A 24,345-nucleotide genomic window follows, 5' to 3' on the forward strand; every position below is an offset into this window, starting at 1 on the left:
GTTAAACAAAGGAAGGATTGTTTTTCATCGCCCTAACCGGGCCGCCCCCTCCCTGCGGCATGCCAAAAATTAACCATGTTCTGCGATCCCTCGCGCCGCGTTCATGTCGCAGGAGCTTTCGCATGTCCTTCCCTTCGCCCGATTTCACCGCCCCCAGCCAGATCGACGGCGCAATCCTTCCGCCCGCCGCACCCAGTCTGCCGCAGCAGGACACGCCGGCGGAGCAGGCCGCGCGCGCCGCGCAGCTCGCTGCGACGCGGCAGGTCTATATGTGGACGACCGACGAGCCGTCGCTTCCCGGCGTTCCGCTCGCGACCGATGTGCCCAAACAGGATATGCCGACGATCGCCTGGTTCGCGATCCTGATCGGCGTCGGGCTGGCGATCGTGCGCAATGCACTCGCGGTGAAGCTGGACGGCGTCGACAAGGGCGAACTCGATACGCCGCGCAGCACCTATGAAGCCGCGCTGGCCGAATGCGACGCGATCGAGCTGTCGACCGCGCGCATCGCGGCGGGCCATGCGATGAAGGATGGCACGTCGCTCCTCGGCCATTTCGTCGACGAGGTCGAACATGTCGTGGCCGCGGTCGAGGCCGACACGCAGCTTGCGAAGCTGGAGGCGCATCGCCAGCGGATCGAAGCGCTGATCAAGGTCAGCGCGGCCGAAGTGGCGGGCCTCGGCAGCAGCGCGCCGCGCAGCCTCGACGCTTATCGCGCCCTGTTCCGGACGCTGCCCGTTCCCGGTGTCGCCTATGATTTTCAGGACGATGCCTGTTTCGCGCGGCTGCGCGTTCAGGGACCGAACAATATGCTGATCGCCGCGGCGGGCGACGCGCTCCCGACCAATTTCCCGCTCAGCCCCGCGCGCTATGCCGCGGTGGTCAATGGCGACACGCTGGACGCCGCGCTTGCCGAGCGCCGGCTGTTCCTGCTCGACTATGCCGAACTCGCAGTGCTGACGCCGGGCACCTACGGCAGCCTTGCCAAATATGTCTGGCAGCCGATTGCGCTGTTCGCGGTGCCGCCGGGCGGATCGGCACTCGTTCCGGTCGCGATCCAGTGCGGGCAGGATCCCGCGCTGCATCCGATCTTCACGCCCTCGGCCGCCGCCGATGCGCAATGGGGCTGGGAGATGGCGAAGCTGGTCGTTCAGGTCGCCGACGGCAATTATCACGAACTCTTCACGCATCTGGCGCGCACTCATCTGGTGATCGAGGCTTTCGCGGTCGCCACGCACCGCCATCTGGCCCAGGCGCATCCGCTATGGGCGCTGCTCGTTCCGCATTTCGAAGGGACGCTGTTCATCAACGATCAGGCCGCGACCTCGCTGATCGCCGCGAACGGGCCGATCGACCATATTTTCGCAGGCACCATCGCATCGAGCCAGGCCGCGGCGGCCGACGACCGGCTGGCCTTCGACTTTTACGGCAAGATGCTGCCGGCCGATCTGGCCGCACGCGGCGTCGGGACCGGATCGACGCTCGCCGACTATCCTTATCGCGACGACGCGCTGCTGGTGTGGAATGCGATCCGCGAATGGGCGCGCCAATATGTCTGGCTCTATTATACCGACGATAACGCGGTTGTCGGCGACACCGAACTCGCCGCCTGGGCCGACAGTCTGGCCGGCGAAGCGCGGATCAGCGGCTTCGGCCCGATCGCAACGCGCGACCAGCTTGCCGATGTCTGCACGATGGTGATGTTCACCGCGAGCGCGCAGCATGCCGCGGTGAATTTCCCGCAAAAGGACATCATGGCCTTTGCGCCCGCCGTCACCGGCGCGGCGTGGCAGGCGGCACCCGACCGCGAGCGCGGACAGGACAAGCCGGGCTGGCTCGCGATGATGCCACCGATGGCGCTGGCGCTCGAACAGCTCAACGTGCTCGAACTCCTGGGTTCGGTGCATTACCGCCCGCTCGGCGACTATCGCAGCAACAGCTTCCCCTACCCGCCCTGGTTCCAGGACCCGCGCGTCACCGCGCCCGAGGGGCCGCTCGCGTGGTTCAAGGGGGCGCTGGCCAATGTCGAAACCGCGATCGCCGCGCGGAACGCGCAGCGGCGGCAGCCCTATCCCTATCTGCAACCCAGCCTGATTCCGACGAGCATCAATATCTGAGGCAGCGTCAACGACAAAACTTCGTCATGGCGAGCCCGGCAAGGCCGGGTGAAGCAATGCAGGGCGGTTTACGCGCGCTGTGGATTGCCGCGTCGCCTTCGGCTTCTCGCTATGACGCCGCTGTAAACGCTCAGGCGCGTGCGGGGTCGGGGCGGCCTTAGCTGCCCTTCTTCTTGCGGTGCGTTTCGAGGTCGAGCACCGCATTGTCGCCGCCTTCGGGCATCAGGCCAAGTCGCCGCGCAACTTCCTGATAGGCTTCGACTTCGCCGCCGAGGTCGCGGCGGAAGCGATCCTTGTCGAGCTTTTCATTGGTGTTCATGTCCCACAGGCGGCAGCCGTCGGGGCTGATTTCGTCGGCCAGGATGATGCGGCTGTAATCGCCGTCGTAGAGCCGTCCGAATTCGAGCTTGAAGTCGACGAGGCGGATGCCGACCGCCGCGAACATGCCGCTCATGAAATCATTGATGCGGATCGCCATGTCCTGAATGTCGTGCAGTTCGTCCTGGCTGCACCAGTTGAAGCAGGCGATATGTTCTTCGGCGACCAGCGGATCGCCAAGCGCATCGTCCTTGTAGCAATATTCGATCAGCGTGCGCGGCAGCGGTGTGCCTTCCTCCAGCCCGAGGCGCTTCGACAGCGTGCCCGCCGCGACATTGCGCACGATCACCTCGATCGGCACGATCTCGACCTGACGGATCAGCTGTTCGCGCATGTTGAGGCGGCGGATGAAGTGCGTCGGCACGCCGATATTGCCCAGCAGCGTGAAGACATGCTCCGAAATCCGGTTGTTGAGCACGCCCTTGCCGTTGATCGTGCCGCGCTTTTGCGCGTTGAATGCAGTCGCATCATCCTTGAAATACTGGATCAGCGTGCCCGGTTCGGGGCCTTCGTAGAGGATCTTCGCTTTGCCTTCGTAGATCTGGCGGCGACGGGCCATGGCGGTCAACTTTCTGTCGGAACCAAATGAATGGCCCCGGCAAAGCGACTCAAATGTGAGCGCGACGCCGGGGCGGTCGGGGCGCCTATAGCGACAAAGCGAGGGCGCGTCATCCCCGGGTTGAAAGCGATCCTCCCTGTCGCGCAGCGATGGGGAGGCGGCAGCGGCGCAGCCGCTGACGGAGGGGCCTTTGCGCAACGCCGCTGCCCCGCCACCATCCTTCGGATGGCCCCTCCCCATCGCTGCGCGACAGAGAGGATCTTTCTTTACGTTTACGTAAAGTGCTTGCACTCGACGCCGTCGCTTGCAACGCTGCGGCCAAAGCCAAGGAGAGAGAAGATGAGTTTCGAACAGATTCGTCTCGACAAGCATGAGGGTATCGCGCTGCTGACCCTCTATCGCCCCGACCGCATGAATGCCTTCACCGGCGAGATGATGCAGGAAATCATTACCGCGCTCGACGAATGCGATGCCGACGACGGCGTCCGCGCGGTGATCTTCACCGGTCATGGCGAAAAGGCCTATTGCGCGGGCGCCGATCTGGGCGCGGGCGCCGCGACCTTCGATTATGACAAGCGCGCCGACAAGCAGGCGCTGCTGCCCGACGGCACCCCGGCCAGCCCGATCGGCGAAGACGGCACGATCAACTGGTCGCACCCGCTGATCCGCGATGGCGGCGGCCGCGTGTCGATGCGCATCTTCGAAGCGAAAAAGCCCGTCCTGGGTGCCATCAATGGCGCCGCGGTCGGCATCGGCGCGACGATGACGCTGTCGATGGATGCCCGGCTGGCGAGCGACAACGCCCGCTACGGCTTCGTCTTCGCGCGCCGCGGGATCGTTCCCGAAGCGGCATCGAGCTGGTTCCTGCCGCGACTGGTCGGCATCCAGACCGCGCTCGACTGGTGCTATTCGGGCCGGCTGGTCCCCGCCGCCGAAGCGCATGAAAAGGGGCTGGTCCAGTCGGTCCATACACAGGGCGAGCTGGTCGACGCTGCGATCGCCAAGGCGCGCGAGCTGACCGGCGACAGCGCTCCGGTATCGGTCGCGCTGACGCGGCACATGATGTGGCGGATGCTCGGCGCCCCGCACCCGATGAGCGCCCACCGCTGGGACAGCCGCGTGATCTTCGCCCGCGGCCGCAGCCCCGATGCAGCGGAAGGCGTGACCAGCTTCCTCGAAAAGCGCGCGCCCAACTTCACCGCCAGCGTCGCCAGCGACTATCCGGCGTTCGGGGAGTTCGAGGACTCACCGCCCTATAGCTGAGGCGACAGGCACGTCGGGTCAGGGCCGTTCGGGCTCTGACCCCGGCGTTCCGGCGCCAGCCCCAGCTCGCGTACCATCGATTCGATGCCGACGACCGGCTGCAAAACATCGGTCGGGTTTATGCAAATTCTCCCGCAGCGGCGCGGGATCGAACTCGGCCGATGGGGGTTGGTATAGCAGCGCGGGCACCGAGGGGGAGCGGTTCATTCTCCTGTCATCCACCCGCCGCATAAATGAGTCTGGCGCGCTTCGAGCGAAGCGCCGGGCCAAAGTGGGAGCATGAACATGAGCATTTTCAGCAAGATAAAAGACGCGATCTTCGGAAAGAAAGCCGAAGCCGCTACCCCCGCTCCGGCAGCACCGATAGCCCCCGCCGAGGTACCCGCTGGCCCGGCCGCGGCTGCGGCGCCCACTGCCCCGATCAGCGAAGTCGATGTCGAGGCGATCCTCGCCGCCGAAGCCGCCAAGGTGGCACAGCCGCTCAACTGGCGCACTTCGATCGTCGACCTGATGAAGCTGCTCGACATCGATTCGAGCCTCGCCAATCGCAAGGAGCTGGCGCAGGAACTGGGCTATACCGGCGAACTCAACGGCAGCGCCGAAATGAATATCTGGCTGCACAAGGCGGTCATGCGCGAACTTGCGGCGAACGGCGGCAAGGTTCCCGCCGACCTGACCGACTGACAAAGCGCCGATAATTTTCGACCGGGGCCGGGCGCACAGGGTGCGTTTCCGGCCCCTTTCGATTGACCCGGGGCAGCAGCGGCTCCAAATGACTTCTTCAGAAACAAGAATATCCAGGGGAGCCGCCGAATGCCCGAAGCCTTTGCCACGCCCGTTAGCCGCCGTCAGACGATCGCCACTCTGGGTGCCGGAGTCGCGGGGCTGGCCTTGGCTGCTCCGGCCCGCGCCTTCGCGTCCGCGGTCAGCGGCGACGGCGCGGCGGGCGCCGACGCGCTGCTGACCTCGATCGCCGACAATCTCCTCGCCCGTTCGCCCGAGGGTGCGACCTCGCTCGGCATCGATACCGGCGCGCGCGCCGCGATGCGGGCGCAGCTAAGCGATCGATCGGCGGCGGGGCAGCAGGCACTGGCGGCGACGCTGAAGGCCGATCTGGCGCGCGTTCGCGCCTTCGACACGGCGGGGCTCGACCATGCGACGCGGACCAGTCTCGCGGTTGTCGACAGCGCCTATGACGTCGCGCTCGCCGGCTTCGCGCAGCCCTATGGCGATGTCGCGGTGGGCGGTTGGCGCAACACGCCCTATGTCGTCATCCAGAATGTCGGCGCCTATCTCGACGTGCCGAAATTTCTCGACAGCGACCATCCGGTCAAGACGAGCGCCGACGCCGAGGCCTATCTTGCCCGCCTCGCCGCCTATCCCGCTGCACTCGACGGCGAAACCGAACGGCTCAAGGCTGCCGCCGCCCAAGGCCTCATCGCCCCGGCCTTCCTGATCGACAAGGCGGTCAAGCAGATGGAGGCGAGCCTGGCCGACGCCCGCGACGGCGGCGGACTGGTCGAGAGCCTCGCGTCCCGGACGCGCGAACAGAATATTGCGGGGAACTGGGGTCCGCGCGCCGAGACGATCACGCGCGAGACGGTGGTACCGGCGCTAGAACGCCAGCTTGCCGAACTCAAGGCGCAACGGCCAAAGGCGACGATGGACGCGGGCATGTGGGCGCGTCCGCACGGCGACGAATTCTATGCATGGGCGCTGCGCGCATCGACCACGACGCGGATGACCCCCGACGAGGTTCACAAAATGGGTCTGGAGCAGCTCGAAGAGTTGCACGGGCGGATGGACCCGATCCTTCAGAAGCTCGGCTATACGCAAGGGTCCGTCGGCGACCGGATGAACGCGCTGGCGAAAGACCCGCGCTTCAAATTCCCCGACAATGACCAGGGCCGGGCCGAGATCGTCGCCTATATCCAGAGCTGGCTGAACAAGATTCGCGCCCAGTTGCCGCGCGCCTTCCGCACGATGATGAAGGGCAATGTCGAGGTGAAGCGCCTGCCGCTCGCCGAAGAACCTGGCGCGCCCGCGGCCTATGGCGGTGCCGGATCGATCGACGGATCGATCCCCGGCCGCTTCTGGATCAACCTGCGCACGACCGATCTGCACAGCAAATATTCGCTCCCCGACCTCGCGATGCACGAGGCGATCCCGGGCCATGCCTGGCAGGGCGAATATGCCAACAAGATGCCGCTGATCCGCTCGATGCTCGCCTTCAACGCCTATTCCGAGGGCTGGGCGCTCTATGCCGAGCAGCTTGCCGACGAGCTGGGGCTTTACGACGATTTCGAGGTCGGACGGCTCGGCTATCTTCAGTCGATCGCCTTTCGCGCCTGCCGCCTCGTCGTCGATACGGGGATCCACGCGAAGCGCTGGACGCGCGAGGAGGGCGTGCGCTTCTTCGTCGAACGCAATGGATCGAACCCGCTGGAGGTCGCGAGCGAAGTCGATCGCTATTGCAGCTGGGTCGGGCAGGCCTGCGGCTACAAAGTCGGCCACAGCGAAATCGTCCGCCAGCGCGGCCGCGCACAGACCGCGCTCGGTGCGAAGTATGACCTGCGCGATTTCGACGATACCGTCGTGCTCGGCGGTAATGTGCCGCTCGACGTTCTCGCGAAAAATGTCGACGAATATATCGCGGAAACGAAGGGATAGTGCCCGGAAAAAGGCAAGGCGATCCTTCGCTGACGCTATCGCCGACGGTAGGCGGACCTGACGGGTTCGCCTATTTCTTCCCGAACAGCGAGCCTGCGATGCCGCCCAGGTCGTTGAGCGGGTTGCCGTCGCCATCGCGGTCGAGCGCACCGAGAATGCCGGCGCCGCCGTCCTGCTGGACCATCTGCGCAAAGCGACCGAGCGAGCCTTCTCCGCCAATCTGGCCGATGATCTCCTGCAACTTTTCGAGCGGCAGGCCGGTGGTCGCGGCAGCGCCTTCGGCGGTGTCACCCTGCATCGGGTGATGCTTGGCGAGCGCGGCAATCGCCGATTCGACATGCTCGGGCGACAGACCGACCTTGGCGGCAAGGTTGGCCACCGTGTCGTTTCCGGAAATCTGTCCGAGAATATTGTCCAAGATGCTCATGGCTGCGCTCCTTCGCTTCGAGTCGGAACCGACGCTATCACGGCGCAGGCAGCGGCGCGAGGTCCGGCGGGACGAACCCGCGCCGCGCCGGCACCGAAAAGAGCAGGCGGCGGCTGTAGAAGCGCAGCGGCCAGTCGCGCGCGCCCACGGGCGATCGCAGCAACGCATTGACGCGGCGGGTCAGGCCCGTCTCCGCCGTTTCAGCGAGGAACAGCCGCACCCCCGCGACATAGGCGCACGTGATGCTGTTGTGATAGCCCTGCGTATCGTCGTTCACGCCGCCCACGCTTTCGTTGAAGCGGCGGATGATCGGCGCAATTTCGGCATCGACGTCGATGTCGGGGCGCTCGCTCAGCAGCCAGAGGCACGCCGCCAGATGCGCCTCGTGCGTCCACGCCTCGCGCGGCAGGGTGCAGGCGAGCAGGCCCGCACCGATCGCGCGAATATCGGCATCACGCTCGAACAGGCGCGGGGTAAAGTCGGTGGCCATGGGTCCAGTCCTTCCGGGTGAATGAGCACCCGGAAGTTTCCGGGTCAATCAGGCCGCGACGGCGGCCTGCGGTGCGGCGTTACGGACGCCCTCGTCGACATGGTCCGCAAATTGCGCGAAATTGTCGATGAATTGCTGCACCAGCGTTTGCGCCGTGCGGTCATAAGCCGCCTTGTCGGCCCAGGCTTCGCGCGGATCGAGCAGGCCCGAATCGACGCCGGGCACCGCAACCGGAACCATGAAGCCGAAATTCGGATCCTTGCGGAATTCCGCATTGTTCAGGCTGCCGTCGAGCGCCGCGTTGAGCAGTGCGCGGGTCGCCTTGATCGGCATGCGGCTGATCCCGTCCATCGTCGCCATGCCGCCGGTCCAGCCGGTGTTGACGAGCCAGCATTCGACGCCGCCCTTGGCGATGCGCTCCTTGAGGAGATTGCCGTAGACCGACGGATGACGCGGCATGAAGGGCGCGCCGAAGCAGGTCGAGAAGGTCGCCTCGGGCTCGGTCACGCCGATTTCGGTGCCCGCAACGCGCGCGGTATAGCCCGACAGGAAGTGATACATCGCCTGATCGGGGGTAAGCTTCGCGATCGGCGGCAGCACGCCATAGGCATCTGCGGTGAGCATGATGATATTCTTGGGCACCGGGCCCATATTCTTTTCCGACGCATTCGGGATGAAGTCGATCGGATAGGAGCCGCGGCTGTTTTCGGCGAGGCTGTTGTCGTCGAGGTCGAGTTCGCGCGTCGCGGGGTCGATCACCACATTTTCGAGCACCGTGCCGAAACGCTTCGTCGTCGCGTAGATTTCGGGTTCGGCCTCCGCCGACAGGCGGATCATCTTGGCGTAGCAGCCGCCTTCGAAGTTGAAGACCGCGGTGTCCGACCAGCCATGTTCATCGTCGCCGATCAGCGTGCGCGAGGCGTCGGCCGACAGCGTCGTCTTGCCGGTGCCCGACAGGCCGAAGAAAACCGCCGTATCGCCGTCGGCGCCGATGTTCGCCGAGCAATGCATCGGCATCACACCCTGCACCGGGAGGAGATAGTTGAGGATGCCGAACACCGACTTTTTCATCTCGCCGGCATATTGCGTGCCGCCGATCAGGATCAGCTTTTCGGAGAAATTGACCGCGATCACCGTTTCAGTGCGCGAACCATGCTTCGCCGGATCGGCGCGGAAGCTCGGCAGGTCGATGATAGTGTATTCGGTCGCGAAGGACGCCAACTCCTCGGCCGTCGGACGGCAGAGCAGCGTGCGGATGAACTGGCTGTGCCAGGCGAATTCGGTGATGACCTGCACCCCGACGCGATATTCGGGCTGCGAGCCGCCGAACAGCTGCTGGCGATAGACGCGGTCGCGCGACGCGAGATGGGCAAAGAAATCGGCCTTGAGGGCAGCGAAATGATCGGGCGTCATCGGCACATTGGTCTTGCCCCACCAAATGGTGTCTGCCGTTTCGGCGTCCTGGACGATGAACTTGTCCTTGGCGCTGCGCCCGGTGTGCTTGCCGGTTGCGACGACGAGCGGGCCGTCCTTGGCGAGCAGGCCCTCGCCATTGCGTACGGCATCCTCGACGAGCTGCGCGGTGCCCCAGTTTTCGGCCACATTCGCTTTGGTTTCGACGGTGTCGGTGCCGATCACAACCTTGGTCATTTGCTTCGCCTTTCCTCTGCGCCGCGCGCACCTTTGCATAGGTATGCAGGACATGCCATGCGAAAGCGATGGGCCCGCATGAACATGGGGTGCCGACGTCACGCCGATTCCGAAATCCCGGCCGCGTTAGCGATAGCCGAGGCCGAGGTCAAAAGATTAAAAGGTGAATCGTGGGCGGGACGTGCGCAGTTGTCGCTGGCCGGCAGATCGGCTAGTCCGGCGCCGGGTCCGCCCAATGGAAAGAGCATGACGGCAACCATCGCGCTGGTCGACGACGACCGCAACATCCTGCAATCCTTGTCGATCGCGCTTCAGGCCGAAGGCTTCGTCACGCGCGTCTATTCGGACGGCGAAGCCGCGCTGAAGCCGCTCATCGACAATCCGCCCGATCTGGCCGTCTTCGACGTCAAGATGCCGCGCATGGACGGGCTCGAGCTCCTGCGCCGCCTGCGCGAGAAAAGCCAGCTTCCGGTGATCTTCCTGACCAGCAAGGACGACGAGATCGACGAGGCGCTGGGGCTCGCGATGGGTGCCGACGACTATATCTCCAAACCCTTTTCGCAGCGGCTGCTGATCGCCCGCATCCGCGCGATCCTGCGCCGCGTCGACCTCAACCGCAATGCGGCGGCGGCGGACGACGAGCCTGCGGCCGAACCGATCGTGCGGGGCCGGCTCGCGATGGACCCGGCCCGGCACAAGGTGAGCTGGGGCGGCAAGGATGTGACGCTGACCGTCACCGAATTCCTGATTCTGGAGACGCTCGCCAGCCGCCCGGGCATCGTGCGCAGCCGCAACCAGCTTCTCGACGCGGCCTATCAGGATGATGTCTATATCGACGATCGCACCATCGACAGCCACATCAAGCGCCTGCGCCGCAAGTTCCGCGAGGTCGATTCGGACTTCGACGCGATCGAGACGCTCTATGGCGCGGGGTATCGCTTCTCCGATGATGGCTGACGCGTCGATTGCCGAACAGGAAGAAGCGCCGCTCGTCTGGTCGGCGCGCTGGTCGCTCACGACGCGCATCCTGGCCGTCAACATCCTAGCGATCGCGCTGCTGGCGGGCGGATTCTTCTATCTCGATACCTATCGCACCCGTCTCGTCGATACGCGCATTTCCGAAATGCAGGACCAGCTCGGCCTGCTCGACAGCGCGCTCGAGGCGGCGCGCCCCGACCAGCGTGCGCGGCTGATCGGCGAATTTACGCGCACAACCGAATCGCGGCTGCGCTTCTATGCTGCCGATGGCCGCAAGCTGTCCGACAGTTTCGATCATGGGCCGCCGACCTATACGCTGCGCGATCCCGATTTGCAGGCGTGGCAGCGCGATGCGGCGCGCGCGATGGACCGCGGCATCGACTGGATCGTCGGCGCGCCGAGCTACCCCGAATATACCGAACCGGCGCACGACACGCTCGCTGCCTGGCCCGAGGCCGAAGCGACATTGCGCAGCGGCGAAGCGCAGGCGCGATTCCGCTATGCCCCCGAACGCACCCCGCTGCTCAGTGCCACCCGCGTCGTCGATCTGGAGACGCCCGAGGTGATGCTGATGACGCTCAACGCGCGCGACATCACACGCACGGTGCGAGCCGAGCGCTTCCGCCTCGCGATCGTCATCGCGATGGTCGTGATCGCATCGGTCCTACTGTCGCTGTTTCTGGCGCGCACGATCGTCCGCCCGCTGCGCCGGCTGGCACGCGCGGCCGTTCGCGTCCGGCTGGGCCGCGCGCGCGAGGTGGTCGTCCCCCGCCTTCCGAGCCGCCGCGACGAGATCGGCACGCTGGCGCGCGCGCTGAGCGACATGACGCAGGCGCTGCGCGAGCGCATCGACGCGGGGGAACATTTCGCCGCCGATGTGACGCACGAGCTCAAAAATCCCATCGCATCGGTGCGATCAGCGATCGAAGGGCTGGGGCGCGTCACGTCCGACGCGCAGCGCACTCAGTTGCTCGCCATCGCGGACGAGGATGTCCGCCGGCTCGACCGCCTCGTCACCGACATCAGCGACGCAAGCCGGATCGACGCGCAATTGTCGCGCGCGTCTTTTGAACCCGTCGATGTCGGGCTGATGATCGAATCGATGCTCGCCGCGCGCTGCGCCCGCAACAGCCAAAGCGAAGATCGACCTCGCATCGCCTTTGCGCGGCCGCGCAAGGGGACGACTGCGGTGATGGGCGACGGCCATCGGATCGAGCGGGCGATCGACAATGTCATCGACAATGCGATCAGCTTCTCGCCCGCTGGCGGCCTCGTCTGTATCGCCGCCACCCGCCTGGGCGACGAGGTCCATGTGCGGGTCGATGACGACGGGCCGGGGATCGAACCGTCGCAGCGTGAAGCAATTTTCCGCCGTTTCCACAGCGAACGGCCGTCGGGGGAAGCGTTCGGCAAGCATAGCGGGCTGGGCCTCGCCATCGCGCGAACGATCATCGAGGGGCATGGCGGCACCATCTCGGCGCGCGACCGCGACGACGGCCGGCCCGGCGCCAGCCTGCTGATCACCCTGCCCGCGCGCGAAGGCTCCGATCCCACGGGCTGAATTTGCCGCGGGCGCCTATCGCCTTGCAGCCCCGCTTCGTCGCCGGTAAGCCTGCACCCATGTTCCTGAGCAGGACCAGGGCCGAGATCCACAATATCCATGCGAGCTGCGTGGCAGCAGGCAATGGCGGCGTCCTGATTCTCGGCAATTCGGGCCAAGGCAAGTCGGACCTTGCACTCCGCCTGCTCGACCGGGGCGCGCGGCTTGTCGCCGACGACCGCTGCGACATCTGGTACGAGCGCGGACGCCTGTGGTGCCGCCCGCCCGAAAATCTGGCTGGAAAGCTGGAAGTGCGCGGCATCGGCATCATCGAGCGACCGTGGACCGCTCCGGTGCCGCTGGCTCTCGCGGTCCGGCTTACAGACCATTATGATCGCATGCCCGCGGTGAATCAGGTCGAAATGGTCGTCGGCCATCCCCTGCCCGCGCTGCTGCTTTCGGCCTTCGAAGTATCGGCCCCGATCAAGATATTGCTCGCGCTCGAACGACTGGCGCCGGCTGCATGAGCGATCCCGCCGCGCCGCGTCTGCTGCTCGTCACCGGCCTTTCGGGCGCCGGCAAGTCGACCGTGCTCAAGGTGCTGGAAGATCTGGGGTGGGAGGTTGTCGACAATCTGCCGCTCGCGCTGCTCGACGCACTGATCGACGCGCCGGTGCAGCGCAGCGCGGCGAACCGGCCGATCGCGGTGGGCATCGACAGTCGCAGCCGTGGTTTCAAGCCGGCGCTGCTCGTCAAACGCATGAAGGAACTGCGCGAAGCGGGCGGGCGCGACATGCAGACGCTGTTTCTCGATTGCGCAGGCGCCGAACTCGAACGGCGCTTTTCGGAGACGCGCCGCCGCCACCCGATGGCGGAGGACCGCCCCGCCGCGGACGGCATCGCGCGCGAACGCGAGATGATGGAGCCGCTCCGCCGCTGGGCCGAGCATGTCATCGACACGACCAACTATACGAGCAACGATCTGCAGCAGGAGGTGCGCCAGCGCTTCGGCGGCAGCGGCGACGATGCACCGGTGCTCAACATATTGAGCTTCGGCTTCGCGCGCGGGTTGCCGCGCCACGCCGATCTGGTGTTCGACATGCGCTATCTGCGCAATCCGCACTGGGACGCGGCGCTGCGCCCGCACACCGGGCTCGACCCCGACGTCGCCGCCTATATTCGCACCGATCCCGCTTATGAAGCGACGGTGACGCAGATCGAAACCCTGCTCCTCACCCTGCTGCCGCGCTACCGCGCCGAAGGGAAAAGCTATGTCACCATCGCCTTCGGCTGCACCGGCGGACGCCACCGTTCGGTCCATGTCGCCGATCGGGTTGCCCGAACGCTACGCGCCGCGGGCCATGAGCCCACGGTGACCCACCGCAACCTTGACTCGGCCCCGCAAGATGGGCTTGAGGGCAAGCCCCCGCCCGCATCTCCCGCACCCGGCGGACAAACATAAGGGTCTCGCTTTTCATGCCCACCGATAAAGCCCTGCCGCTGCTCGGAATGGTTCTCGTCACGCACGGCCGCCTCGCCGAGGAAATGGTGACGGCGATGGAACATGTGGTGGGACCGCAGCGCGCGGTGGCGACTGTGTGCATCGGCCCCAATGACAATATGGAAGTGCGCCGCGGCGAAATTGCCGAGGCGATCCAGCGCGTCGACGAAGGGCGCGGGGTCGTCATGCTGACCGACCTGTTCGGCGGCACGCCGTCGAACCTTGCCATCAGCCTGCTGGAAAGCGGACGAACCGAAGTCATTGCCGGCGTCAACCTGCCGATGCTCATCCGGCTGGAAAGCGCGCGCAAGACGATGGACCTGCGTGCCGCGGTGATCGCGGCCAAGGAAGCGGGCCAGAAATATATTTCCGTCGCATCGGAAATGTTGGGGGTGGGGCCATGAACCAGATCAGCGAAACCGTAGAAATCACCAACCAGCGCGGCCTGCACGCCCGCGCCAGCGCCAAGTTCGTTACCTTCGTCAGCCGCCTGCCCGAAACCGTGTCGGTCGAGGTCGAAAAGGGCGGGTCGCGCGTTTCGGGATCGTCGATCATGGGATTGATGATGCTCGGCGCGGCGAAGGGCGACAGCATCACCATCCACACCAGCGGCGACGGCGCCGAAGCCGCGATGCTCAAGCTCGTCGGGCTGGTCAAGGACAGCTTCGGCGAGGATTGATCCGATGGCCCCGACCGGCCAGCAAAACGCCCGCCGTTCCCGAATCGAAAGCCTGTCGAACCCGCTCGTAAAGCGGATGCGGCTGTTGCGCGAAAAGCGGCATCGCCGCGCCGAAGGGCTGTTCCTGGCCGAAGGGCTGCGCATCGCGACCGAAGCGCGCGAGGCGGGCATATTGCCGCGCTGGCTGTTTCTGGCCGACGAGGGCGCCGCGCATCCGCTCGCGCGGACGCTGATCGACGCGACGCTGGCGAGCGGCGGAGAGGTGATCGACACGACGCCGGCAATCCTCTCCAAATTGTCGGGCAAGGACAATCCGCAGACGATCGTCGGCATCTATGCCGAGCCGCGGACCGCGCTATCCGACCTCGACCGCGACGCGGCGCCGATCTGGCTGGTTGCCGAACGGCTGCGCGATCCCGGCAATCTGGGCACCATGCTGCGCACCGGCGACGCGGTCGGCGCCGGCGGGTTGATCCTGCTCGGCGAATCGACCGATCCCTATGGTGTCGAAGCCGTGCGCGCGAGCATGGGGGCGATCTTCACCCAGCGGCTGGTGCAGGCCGAATGGGACGAGTTTCTGCCCTGGCTGCGCAGCGGGCGCGGCGAACTGGTCGCAACCTGGCTCGGCGACGACACCAAGGATTATCAGGCGGTGCGTTATGCCGCCCCCACCTTCATCCTGATCGGCAATGAATCGCAGGGCCTGCCGCAAGCCTATGCCGAAGCCGCCGACGTGCGCGTAAAAATGCCGATGATGGGCAAGGCCGACAGCCTGAACGCGGCCGTTGCGGCCGCGGTCATGGCCTATGAAGTGCTGAACCAGCAGCGAAGCTGAACGCCGGCCATGCAACCTGTTCAGCGGCCGGCCATTGGACCCGAGGTAACCGCCGCCGCGAAAGGATTTGTCATGAAGATGCTGCTTGTCCCCGCCCTCGCCGCCGCAGCGACGCTTGCCGGCTGCGCTGCCACCGGCACCGGACCCGCGACGCCCGCTCCGCCGGCCGAGGCCTATATGGCGCTGGGGACCGAGCCGGGCTGGACGCTGGAAATCACGCCCGCGCGCCTTGCCTATAATGGCGATTATGGCGCGACGCGCATCGCGGTCGCCAACCCCGGCGCGCGGCCGAGTTTCAACGGCGAGCGCTATGTGACCGGCCGGCTGACCGTCGATGTGACGCACAGCGCGTGCAGCGAAGGGATGAGCGACCGCCGGTATCGCGACACGGTGACCGTCACCGCCGACGGCAAGACGGTGAATGGCTGCGGCGGCGCGATCTTGCCGCCCGCCGACCTTACCGGCACCCGCTGGACCTTCGTGTCGATTGGCGGCACGCCGGTCGCCGCCGATCGCCCCACCGAGCTGGTCTTTGAGGGAGAACGGATGAGCGGCAGCGCGGGCTGCAACCGCTTCGGGGGCAGCTATGCCGTCAAGGACGGCATGCTGTCCGCAGGACAGCTTGCGGCGACGCTGATGGCCTGCCCCGGCGCCGGCATGGCGCAGGAACGCGCCTTCTTCGACCTGATGAAAACGCCGGTGCGGCTGAGCTTCCCGTCCGACGGCACGATGGTGCTGACCGGCGAAAGCGGCCAGACGGCCGTGCTGAAGCGCGTGATCTGACGCGCCATATCGCTTCCGCCCGCGCGGGGGCGACAGGTCATTCGCTCGCGTCGTTTACCGCAGCCGGTGCCGCCGCAAGCTTCGCCAGCGGCCGCGCCGCCTGTTCGGCAACGGGCAGCACGGGAATTTCCTTGCCGCCCGTCTCGACGTCGAGCGCCTCGAAACGCTTCGCCTGCGTCAGCACCTGGCTTTCGAAGCTGCCCACAAAGGCGTTGTAGGCGCCGGTCGCCTGATCCAGATTCTTGCCGACGCGGGCGATATGCCCGCCCATCGTCGCCATGCGCGCATAAAGCTCCTTGCCCAGCGCGGCGATCTCGCGCGCCTGCCCCGCCAGCTTTTCCTGCCGCCAGACCGCCGCGACGGTGCGCGCAATCGCGATCAGGTTGGTCGGCGTGGCGAGCAGCACCTTGCGGTCGAAGGCATAATCCCAAAGCTCGGCGTCATGATCGAGCGCGGCGGCGAGGAAATGTTCGCCGGGAACGAACATCACCACATAGTCGGGCGTGTCGTCGAACTGGTTCCAATAGGCTTTGGCGCTCAGCGTGTTGACGTGCGCCTTCATCGCCGCGGCATGTGCGGCGAGATGCGCGGTCTTTTCGGCTTCGTCGACCGCGCCAAACGCGTCCTGATAGGCGTTGAGCGACACTTTGGCGTCGATGACCAGGCTTTGCCCGCCCGGCACCTTGACCACGACGTCGGGACGCAGCCGCCCGCCTTCGCCATCGGCGACGCTTACTTCGGTCTGGAAATCGGCATGTTCGGACAGGCCGCAGCTTTCGAGCACATTGCGCAGCTGTTGCTCGCCCCAGCGGCCGCGCGCCTTGGGCGCGTTGCGCAGCGCGTTGACCAGCTTCGCCGCCTCGCTCGACACGCGCTCGGTCCCTTCGCGCATGGCGGCGATCTGGCCGTGCAGCAGCCCGAAGGCGTCGCGACGTTCGGCCTCGACCTTGCCGACCGCCTCTTCATATTTGGCCAGCCGTTCGTGAACCGGCTGGAGCAGCGCCTTCAGATTCTGCCCCGCGCTTTCCTCACTCTGGCGGAACCGCTGATCGGCACGTTCGAGGAAGTTTTTCTGCGCCTCGCCCAGCATCGCCTGTCCGACCTCGCGGAATTGCGCGGTGAGCGCCGCCTGTGCCTCCTTGAGCTGCGCGATCTGCGCGTCGTGGGCCGCGTCGCGCGCCTTTTGTTCGGCGAGCAGCGACGCGAGCTGGATATCGGCGGCCTTGCGTGCCTCCGCTTCGGCGGCGAGATCGGTGACGGCGACCCTGAACCGTTCGGCGAGCCCGTCGCGTTCGGCCTTGAGCCCGCCCGCCTGCCGTCCAGCGAACAGCCAGCCGATCACGGCACCGACAACAAGGGCGGCAACGACGGCTAGGAGCAGGGGCAAGGTCATCGGCGGAACATAGGACGAACGCAGCGCGCTTGGCTAGCCGCTAATTTAGCGACCCGATCTGCCGGAGGCTCCCTCGCCCGGCGCGTCAGCCCTTGTCATAGGCATTGCGGCCGCGCGTCGCGGTCATCCGGTGCGACGAGGCGAGCGCGAGGTCGTGGCTGCGCACCGAGCTGACGAAATGCCAGTCGGCAGTGACACGCTCGGGCGTCAGCGCCACCGTCGCATAGCCGCGATCGCGCGTGTTCGCCCAGCGCAGCTGCGGCGACGCGGCGCGCAGGGCGGCGACCCGTATGTCGTCGGGGATGGCCGGCGTGTAGCTTTCGAACCCCGGCGAGGTAACGCTGTGTCCGCCGACCTCGATCCCCGCCGGTCGGCCGCCATGCGTCAGGTCGAAGGCCCAGGCATTGTGGCTGTCGCCCGACAGGGTGACGAGATTGGCGCCGGCGCGCTGCGCCGCGGCGAGCAGGCGGTCGCGCGCGGCGGGATAGCCGTCCCAACTGTCCATATTGAGCGGCAGCCCGGCCTTGGCGGCGAGCTGACCGATCTCGACCCGGCGCTGCACATAGTCGGGCAGGTTGGCGCCGAACCAGTTTTTCGATTCGGGCGGCGTGAACAGGCTGCCCATGACAATCTGCTGCGCGCAGACCTGCCAACGCGTGCCAGATTTCGCCGATGCCGCGAAGCCGTCGAACAGCCATTTTTCCTGCTCACTGCCCAGCAACTGCCGCGCTGGGTCGCGATAACCGGTTTCGGCAAATTGCTTGAGCGCGGCGGCCGCGTCGCCCTTGTCGGCAAGGATGTCGCCGATCTCGAACTGCTTGTCGCGCGCGGTGATGCGCGTTTCGGGCAGGAAGATCGTCGCCAGATCGCCGACCTGATAGCTGCGCCAGCGCGCGCCGCCGACCGGCATCCATTCGTCATAGGCGCGCATGGCGGCGGCTTCGCGCGCGCTCCAGTCGCCCTCGTCGGGTTGGTGGTTTTCGGCCCCGCCCTTCCAGGTGTCATTGGCAAATTCATGATCGTCCCACTGCGCGACGATCGGGAACAGCTGGTGAAGGCGCTGCAAATCGGCGTCGCTGCGATAAGCGGCATAGCGCAGCCGGTAATCGGCGAGCGCGATCAGCTCGTTCGAAGGTTGGATCAGGCGGCCGGGCACCGCCTCTTTCGCCGACGGATAGGTGCCGACCTTATATTCGTAGAGATAATCGCCGACGTGAACGACCAGATCGATGTCCGAACGGGCGGCCGCATGGCTATAGGCGTTGAACCAGCCGAAGGGCAGATTCGCGCAGGAGAACAGCGCCAGGGTGAAGGCGCCCGCTGCCCCTTCCGGCAAGGTGCGCGTACGCCCCGTCACCGACATCGTGCCGTCGGGCGCGACAAAGCGATAGAAATACCAGCGGCCGGGCTCGAGACCGTCGACGCGCAGCTTGGCGGTGTGATCCGCGTCGCCGGCGGCGGTGACGCTGCCGCCACCGACGATGCGCACGAAGTCGGCCGTGTCCGACACCTCGGCCGTCAGCGCGGTGTCGGCCGCAGCGGCATAGCGCGTCCATAGCAGCACCGACCGCGGACCGGGCTCGCCACTCGCGACCCCGTGGGTGAAGCCCTGTGCCGCCATCGCCTGCGCCGCGCCAGGCAAGGCCATGGCGGCAAGCCCTGCCGTGCCGAGCTTCATCAGCAGGCGGCGATCCATTTCGGCCCAAAGCTGGTGCATCGATTTTCCTCCCATTTCGCCGGGTCTGTGCCCGGCTTTCATGACAATTATGCGCTCACCCGCTCATACCGAGCGCGAGCAACAGCAGCATGAAAGCGATGACCGCGAACAGGCTGAAGAAAAGCAGCAGGGTCGTCCGTGCAAGCGCACCGACGCGCGACGAGCGATAGGCGCCGCGAAGCTGGCGATACATGTGGAACGGAACATAGAGCATCGCGAAGAAGGTCGCGAGATCGCCCAGCAACGTCAGATTGAGCAGCCGCACCACGACGAAGAGTAGCAGCATGAAGCTGATCGAATAGGTGACGAAGACGAAATGGTCATAGGTGTGGAAACGCCGGCTGAACGGATAGAGCAGCCACATGAAGGGCAGCGACAACGGGATCAGCGCCCAGGCGAATTTATAGGCGTTGGCCTGCAATTTGTAGAGAATCAGCGCCGGGTTCGCGAACGCCTTTTGCAGACCATGGTCGATGAAGGGCACCCCCGTATCGACCTTGTTGCGCGTGACGAAATCGGCGCTGGTCTTCACCTGATCGACGGGGTTGTCGAGAACCGGCGGCCCCGCGGCGCGGTCGGCCGTGCGCTCATCCTTGCTGCGGCTCCGCGAAATGCCTAGATAGTCGGCACTTTTCTGAAGAGTGGCGCGCTCGTCCTGCAATTCCTGGCGCTGCGCCGCGGGGAGATCCTTTTTCGCAAGTTCGGTATCGATACGGTCGACCTCGACCTGCATGCTGTCCTTGATCGCGGCCGATCGCGTCTGTTCGGCCGCGGCCTTGTTCAGTTCCTCCCCGACACCGCCGCCCGCGCCGACCATCGCCAGCACCGCATAGGTCAGGAACACCGCAAACAGGAACAGCGCCAGCGGCGAAATGAAGCTCGCCCGCTCGCCGTGAATGTAGCGGCGCGTCAGATCGCCAGGCCGCCATGTCAGGAGCGGCAGCGTGTTCCACAGCTTGCCCTCGAAATGAAAGATGGCGTGAACCAGATCATGTCCGATCGCGCCGAAGCTGCGATGGACATCGGCCTTCTGCCCGCAGCGGTGGCAGTGCGACCCGCGCAACACCGTCCCGCAATTGAGGCAGCGGGCGCCCGCGTGCGCGCTGCCTTCGCCATGCCCCGGCTCGATCGCGCGGCCTGCAAGCCCTGCCGTGATCGCCGCCCCGAATGCTTCGATGTCCCCGCTCATGCGCCCTGACTAGTGGGCCGAATGACCTCGTGCAACGGGGCTTTCGGGAATCACGCCAAAAGTGATATTGGCCCGTCGCATGAACGCTGAAACCTCCACAGCCCTCGGCGCCGCGCTGCACCATAACGACGCGGATACGCTGATCGCCGACATGGGCGCACGCGCACGCTTGGCAGCGAAGGCGCTCGCGGTGGCGACGACAGCCGAAAAGGCCAAGGCGCTGCGCACGGCTGCGGCCGAGCTGCGCGCGCGCGCCGCGACGATCCTGGATGCCAATGCGCGCGATATGGAGGCGGGGCGCGAAGGCGGCCTGTCGTCGGCGATGATCGACCGGCTGCGCCTCGACGAGAATCGGCTCGCCGCGATTGCCGACGCGGTCGAGGGTATTGCCGGCCTGCCCGACCCGGTCGGCGCCGAAATCGACCGGACCGAGCGCCCCAACGGCATGACGCTGGCCCGCGTGCGCGTTCCGCTGGGCGTCGTCGGCATCATCTATGAAAGCCGCCCGAACGTCACCGCCGATGCTGCGGCGCTGGGGCTGATGTCGGGCAATGCGGTAATCCTGCGCGGCGGCAGCGAGGCGGTTCACTCGAACCGAGCGATCCACGCCGCACTCGCCGCGGGTCTCGCCCAGACCGGCCTCCCCACCGATGCCGTGCAACTGGTGCCGACGCAGGACCGCGCCGCGGTGGGAGCGCTGCTCCGCGCGCAGGGCCTGATCGACATCATCATCCCGCGCGGCGGCAAGGGGCTGGTCGCCCGCGTGCAAGACGAGGCGCGCGTACCCGTGCTCGCCCATCTCGACGGGATCAATCATCTCTATATCGACGGCGCCGCCGATCCCGCCAAGGCGGTGGATCTTGCGGTCAACGCCAAGATGCGCCGCACCGGCGTCTGCGGCGCGACCGAAACGATCCTGATCGACCGGGCCTATCCCGCGCCGCTTGCCATCGTCGACGCGCTGATCGCCGCGAGCTGCGAAGTGCGCGGCGATGCCGCCATCGCGGCGCTCAGCTCCCATGTCACGCGCGCGAGCGCGACTGATTGGGACTGCGAATATCTCGACGCGATCGTCTCGATCGCCGCGGTCGACGGGATCGAGGGCGCGCTGTCGCATATCGACGCCCACTCCAGCCACCACACCGACGCGATCGTCACCGAGGATGTCGCGACCGCCGAGCGGTTCCTGTCCGAAGTCGACAGTGCGATCGTCATGCACAACGCCTCGACGCAATTCGCCGACGGCGGCGAGTTCGGCCTTGGCGCCGAGATCGGAATCGCGACGGGACGCCTCCACGCACGCGGCCCCGTCGCACTCGAAGGGCTCACCACCTATAAATGGCTGGTGCGCGGGAGCGGGCAGGTTCGACCCTGACCCGTCCGCTTACCACCGGCCTCCTCGGCGGCAGCTTTAATCCCGCGCATAGCGGGCACCGCGCGATCAGTCTTGACGCGATCGATGCGCTGAGGCTCGACGAGCTGTGGTGGCTCGTTTCGCCCGGCAATCCGCTCAAGGCGCAGGCGGGCATGGCGCCGCTTGCCGCCCGGTTGGCCTCGGCACAGCGCATGGCGCGGCGCTCGCCGATCCGCGCCACCGCGATCGAGGCCGAGCTGGGTACGCGCTATACGGTCGACACGCTGCGCGCGCTCATCCATCGCTATCCGAATCGGCGCTTCATCTGGATCATGGGCGCCGACAATCTGGTTCAATTGCCCCGCTGGCGCGACTGGCGGGAGATTGCGCGATTGATGCCGATTGCGGTTATCGCGCGTCCGGGCTATAATGGCCGCACCCATGCTGCAGAGGCGATGGGTTGGCTGCGGCGCTTTGTCCGGCCCGCGGACCAGAAACGTCTTTGGACAGACTGGAGACCGCCTGCCCTCGTGTTCCTGCGTTTTTCGCCCGATGTGCGATCCGCAACTGCAATACGGCAGGCCAACCCCCGCTGGTTCGAAAGCTATGCAGGCCGCGCGCTGCGCGACCCTGTCACGCATTCGCGGCTGGCCATGGATGAAAGGAATGAAACCGCTTGATAGCCGCCAGTAAGGATGCCGCGCCCGGCGCCGCGTCCGCACCCAAGTCTTCGGACGACAGCGTGGAAAGCCTCCACGCGCTGATCCTTCACCAGCTGGACGAGGATCAGGCCCAGGAAACCATTTCCATCCCGCTTGCCGGCAAGAGCAGCATCGCCGACCATATGGTGATCGCGAGCGGTCGGTCGACGCGCCATGTGTCGGCAATCGCCGACAAGCTGGCGCAGCGGATCAAGCAGGAAACGGGCCGGCCGGTCCGCGTCGAGGGGCTGCCCAATGCTGATTGGGTGCTGATCGACGCCGGCGACGTGATCGTCCACTTGTTCCGTCCGGAAGTTCGCAGCTTCTATAATCTCGAACGCATGTGGTCGTTCGGCGATGCACCGCCGGTTGCCGCGGTAAATTGACGCCTTTGCCTCGCTAACGTAGGCGAGGCGTCATGTTGCTGCACATCATCGCGCGCGGGCGCATCGGGCGCGGGCCCGAGGCCGAACTGGTCGAGCGCTATATGAAGCGCGTGACCTGGGCGCAGAAGATTTCGGAGCTTCCCGACACCGGCGGCCGCGTGCCCGCCGCACCCGTCGGCAGTCGCACCGTGCTGCTCGACGAAGGCGGCGAACAGATGTCGTCGCTCGAATTCGCCAAACTGCTGGAAAAATGGCGCGACGGCGGCGTACGCGAGGCACGATTCTGTCTTGGTGCCGCCGACGGCTTCACCCCCGACGAGCGCGAAGGGGCCGACAAGGTCATCGCCTTCGGCCGCGCGACCTGGCCGCATCTGATGGCGCGCGCGATGCTCGCCGAGCAATTGTGGCGCGCCACCAGCATCGTTGCGGGCCACCCCTATCACCGCGAGGGTCGCCAATGAGGGCCGCCTTGCTTGTCGTCGTCGCCTTCGCAGCGATCGCCGGCGGCGCGCTGGCGCTTGCGCAGAGCGACGTTTTCGATCCCGCCGCGATTGCGGCGCGCGAGCGCCAGCAACTGCTGACCGCCAAGGCCCAGTCGGCCGCGGCAATGCGGCGAAGCGCGGTGCTCGAAGCGCAGGCAAGCGCCGCGCGCGACGAGGCCGACCGGCTGAAGAAGCGCAGCGCCGCCCTCGCCGCGCGGATACAGTCCGCCGAGGCCGACATCGACGCGGCAGAGGCGCGCGTCGCGCTGGTCAGCCGCCGCCTTGCCGATCAACAGACGCGGCTCGCCGAACAGCAGCAACCCCTGCTCGCGCTCACCGCCTCGCTCCAGCAATTGAGCCGCCGCCCGCCGGTGAGCGTGCTCGCCCAGCCTGGCTCGCTGCGCGACATGGTCCACGCGCGCGCCGTACTCGACGCGGTGATGCCGGTGATTCAAGAGCGCACCGCGGGAGTCCGGCAGGAACTCGCGCGGCTGCGCACTACGCAGCAGCAGCAACGCGTCGCGCTGCAGGCGCTTTCGGCAAGCAAGGCACAGCTTGCCGAGCGGCGGGACGCGCTGACGCGGCTCGAGAATGAAGGCCGGCTGCGCTCGCGCGACCTGATGAGCAGCGCGCAGCTCGAAGCCGACCGCGCGCTTGGTCTCGGCGAAAAGGCGCGCGACATCGTCGATCTGATGGACGCGCTGGAGGCCGACGCGGCGGTGCGCGGCGAACTCGCTGATCTGTCCGGGCCGCTTCCGCGCCCCGCCGACCCCGCGAGCGCGGCGCCGCAAGCCGCGCCCGTCGCGCCGGCCGCAAGCCGCGATGCGGACTTCGGCGCGGGCGCCTATCGCCTGCCGGTCGTCGGACGCATCGTTGCGGGGCTCGGCGAAGTGAATGACAGCGGCGTCCGCTCGCGCGGCATCACCGTCGCGACGCAGCCCGGCGGTCAGGTGGTCGCCCCCGCCGCGGGCCGCGTGAGCTTTGCCGGCGATTATCGCGGCTATGGCAAGATCGTCATCATCGACCATGGCGGCGGCTGGACATCGCTGATCACGGGAATGATCGCGCTGTCGGTTTCGGTCGGCGACACGCTGGACGCCGGGGCGCCGGTGGGCCGCGCCGGGTCGGACGACAGCCGCATCACGGTCGAACTGCGCCGCGCCGGGCGCCCGGTCGATCTGGTCGCGATGCTTGGCTGACGCCGCCGCCGTTAACGCGCCGTTCGGGCGACCTTTGCTAGGGCAATCGCGCGC

General features: G+C 66.5%; 24 protein-coding genes. 17 read left to right on the forward strand and 7 right to left on the reverse strand.

What is annotated here, in order from left to right:
* Positions 1–122 precede the first annotated feature (122 nt).
* Complete coding sequence (locus ACT17R_RS03820; protein WP_217372637.1) at positions 123–2,117, forward strand: lipoxygenase family protein; 1,995 nt, start codon at positions 123–125, stop codon at positions 2,115–2,117.
* Positions 2,118–2,274: 157 nt separating this feature from the next.
* Here ACT17R_RS03820 and purC read toward each other — a convergent pair whose 3' ends face one another.
* Entirely contained in the window at positions 2,275–3,054 is a 780-nt protein-coding gene (gene purC, locus ACT17R_RS03825) for a phosphoribosylaminoimidazolesuccinocarboxamide synthase (protein ID WP_003040316.1), read from the reverse strand.
* 339 nt (positions 3,055–3,393) lie between these two features.
* Here purC and ACT17R_RS03830 point away from each other — a divergent pair, with 339 nt between their 5' ends.
* The 3 genes from ACT17R_RS03830 to ACT17R_RS03840 all read left to right on the forward strand — a co-directional run bounded on the left by ACT17R_RS03830 (position 3,394) and on the right by ACT17R_RS03840 (position 6,987).
* Complete coding sequence (locus ACT17R_RS03830; protein ID WP_444809013.1) at positions 3,394–4,317, forward strand: crotonase/enoyl-CoA hydratase family protein; 924 nt, start codon at positions 3,394–3,396, stop codon at positions 4,315–4,317.
* 285 nt (positions 4,318–4,602) lie between these two features.
* Positions 4,603–5,001 carry a DUF3597 domain-containing protein gene (locus ACT17R_RS03835; protein WP_444809014.1) on the forward strand — a complete coding sequence of 133 codons (399 nt, stop codon included), beginning with the start codon at positions 4,603–4,605 and terminating at the stop codon, positions 4,999–5,001.
* 129 nt (positions 5,002–5,130) lie between these two features.
* Positions 5,131–6,987 (forward strand): DUF885 domain-containing protein, encoded by a 1,857-nt coding sequence (locus ACT17R_RS03840; protein WP_444809015.1) that lies wholly within the window; start codon positions 5,131–5,133, stop codon positions 6,985–6,987.
* 70 nt (positions 6,988–7,057) lie between these two features.
* On the opposite strand, the gene ACT17R_RS03845 is transcribed toward ACT17R_RS03840, so the two are convergent.
* Genes ACT17R_RS03845 through ACT17R_RS03855 form a run of 3 tightly spaced genes read right to left on the reverse strand, consistent with a single transcriptional unit; the run spans position 7,058 to position 9,554 of the window.
* Positions 7,058–7,414: a hypothetical protein gene (locus tag ACT17R_RS03845; protein WP_444809016.1), complete on the reverse strand. Its 357-nt coding sequence runs from the start codon at positions 7,412–7,414 to the stop codon at positions 7,058–7,060.
* Between the two features lie 37 nt (positions 7,415–7,451).
* Positions 7,452–7,904, reverse strand: coding sequence for a hypothetical protein (locus tag ACT17R_RS03850; RefSeq protein ID WP_444809017.1), 453 nt, complete (start codon positions 7,902–7,904; stop codon positions 7,452–7,454).
* Positions 7,905–7,952: 48 nt separating this feature from the next.
* On the reverse strand, positions 7,953–9,554 hold the full coding sequence (locus ACT17R_RS03855; protein WP_062900630.1) for a phosphoenolpyruvate carboxykinase: 1,602 nt from the start codon (positions 9,552–9,554) through the stop codon (positions 7,953–7,955).
* Positions 9,555–9,800: 246 nt separating this feature from the next.
* On the opposite strand from ACT17R_RS03855, the gene ACT17R_RS03860 reads away from it, so the two are divergent.
* From ACT17R_RS03860 to ACT17R_RS03895, 8 genes are all read left to right on the forward strand, one after another.
* A complete protein-coding gene (locus tag ACT17R_RS03860) occupies positions 9,801–10,511 on the forward strand; it encodes a response regulator transcription factor (protein WP_062900631.1) in 711 nt (236 codons plus the stop codon).
* Positions 10,501–12,093 carry a sensor histidine kinase gene (locus ACT17R_RS03865; protein ID WP_409372276.1) on the forward strand — a complete coding sequence of 531 codons (1,593 nt, stop codon included), beginning with the start codon at positions 10,501–10,503 and terminating at the stop codon, positions 12,091–12,093. Before ACT17R_RS03860 ends, ACT17R_RS03865 begins: the two co-directional genes overlap by 11 nt.
* A 59-nt stretch (positions 12,094–12,152) precedes the next feature.
* Entirely contained in the window at positions 12,153–12,599 is a 447-nt protein-coding gene (locus ACT17R_RS03870; RefSeq protein WP_444809018.1) for an HPr kinase/phosphorylase, read from the forward strand.
* Positions 12,596–13,534: an RNase adapter RapZ gene (gene rapZ / locus ACT17R_RS03875; RefSeq protein ID WP_186402622.1), complete on the forward strand. Its 939-nt coding sequence runs from the start codon at positions 12,596–12,598 to the stop codon at positions 13,532–13,534. The genes ACT17R_RS03870 and rapZ overlap by 4 nt, the downstream gene beginning before the upstream one ends.
* Positions 13,535–13,572: 38 nt before the next feature.
* Complete coding sequence (locus tag ACT17R_RS03880; RefSeq protein ID WP_062902970.1) at positions 13,573–13,977, forward strand: PTS sugar transporter subunit IIA; 405 nt, start codon at positions 13,573–13,575, stop codon at positions 13,975–13,977.
* Positions 13,974–14,252, forward strand: a complete 279-nt coding sequence (locus ACT17R_RS03885; RefSeq protein ID WP_003040349.1) for an HPr family phosphocarrier protein — start codon at positions 13,974–13,976, stop codon at positions 14,250–14,252. Before ACT17R_RS03880 ends, ACT17R_RS03885 begins: the two co-directional genes overlap by 4 nt.
* A 4-nt stretch (positions 14,253–14,256) precedes the next feature.
* Entirely contained in the window at positions 14,257–15,087 is an 831-nt protein-coding gene (locus tag ACT17R_RS03890) for a TrmH family RNA methyltransferase (RefSeq protein ID WP_062900634.1), read from the forward strand.
* 72 nt (positions 15,088–15,159) lie between these two features.
* The gene (locus ACT17R_RS03895; RefSeq protein ID WP_186402621.1) at positions 15,160–15,870 is read left to right on the forward strand and encodes an META domain-containing protein; all 711 of its coding nucleotides are present in this window, start codon (positions 15,160–15,162) and stop codon (positions 15,868–15,870) included.
* Positions 15,871–15,907: 37 nt separating this feature from the next.
* On the opposite strand, the gene ACT17R_RS03900 is transcribed toward ACT17R_RS03895, so the two are convergent.
* The 3 genes from ACT17R_RS03900 to ACT17R_RS03910 form a co-directional block, all read right to left on the reverse strand.
* Positions 15,908–17,263 (reverse strand): DNA recombination protein RmuC, encoded by a 1,356-nt coding sequence (locus tag ACT17R_RS03900; RefSeq protein ID WP_062900636.1) that lies wholly within the window; start codon positions 17,261–17,263, stop codon positions 15,908–15,910.
* Between the two features lie 85 nt (positions 17,264–17,348).
* The gene (locus ACT17R_RS03905) at positions 17,349–18,980 is read right to left on the reverse strand and encodes an alkaline phosphatase D family protein (protein WP_444809019.1); all 1,632 of its coding nucleotides are present in this window, start codon (positions 18,978–18,980) and stop codon (positions 17,349–17,351) included.
* Positions 18,981–19,035: 55 nt separating this feature from the next.
* Positions 19,036–20,169, reverse strand: a complete 1,134-nt coding sequence (locus ACT17R_RS03910) for a DUF3667 domain-containing protein (RefSeq protein ID WP_062900638.1) — start codon at positions 20,167–20,169, stop codon at positions 19,036–19,038.
* A 79-nt stretch (positions 20,170–20,248) separates the two neighbouring features.
* On the opposite strand from ACT17R_RS03910, the gene ACT17R_RS03915 reads away from it, so the two are divergent.
* The 5 genes from ACT17R_RS03915 to ACT17R_RS03935 are packed head-to-tail and all read left to right on the forward strand — an operon-like array spanning position 20,249 to position 24,291.
* Positions 20,249–21,544: a glutamate-5-semialdehyde dehydrogenase gene (locus ACT17R_RS03915; RefSeq protein WP_062900639.1), complete on the forward strand. Its 1,296-nt coding sequence runs from the start codon at positions 20,249–20,251 to the stop codon at positions 21,542–21,544.
* Entirely contained in the window at positions 21,508–22,203 is a 696-nt protein-coding gene (locus ACT17R_RS03920) for a nicotinate-nucleotide adenylyltransferase (protein ID WP_062900640.1), read from the forward strand. The genes ACT17R_RS03915 and ACT17R_RS03920 overlap by 37 nt, the downstream gene beginning before the upstream one ends.
* Entirely contained in the window at positions 22,200–22,610 is a 411-nt protein-coding gene (gene rsfS / locus ACT17R_RS03925; protein ID WP_003040371.1) for a ribosome silencing factor, read from the forward strand. Before ACT17R_RS03920 ends, rsfS begins: the two co-directional genes overlap by 4 nt.
* A gap of 32 nt (positions 22,611–22,642) precedes the next feature.
* Complete coding sequence (locus tag ACT17R_RS03930; RefSeq protein ID WP_003040374.1) at positions 22,643–23,071, forward strand: 23S rRNA (pseudouridine(1915)-N(3))-methyltransferase RlmH; 429 nt, start codon at positions 22,643–22,645, stop codon at positions 23,069–23,071.
* Complete coding sequence (locus ACT17R_RS03935; RefSeq protein ID WP_444809020.1) at positions 23,068–24,291, forward strand: murein hydrolase activator EnvC family protein; 1,224 nt, start codon at positions 23,068–23,070, stop codon at positions 24,289–24,291. Before ACT17R_RS03930 ends, ACT17R_RS03935 begins: the two co-directional genes overlap by 4 nt.
* Positions 24,292–24,345 lie beyond the last annotated feature (54 nt).

The organism is Sphingopyxis sp. Q841 (assembly GCF_052384365.1).
Classification (GTDB): domain Bacteria; phylum Pseudomonadota; class Alphaproteobacteria; order Sphingomonadales; family Sphingomonadaceae; genus Sphingopyxis; species Sphingopyxis terrae_A.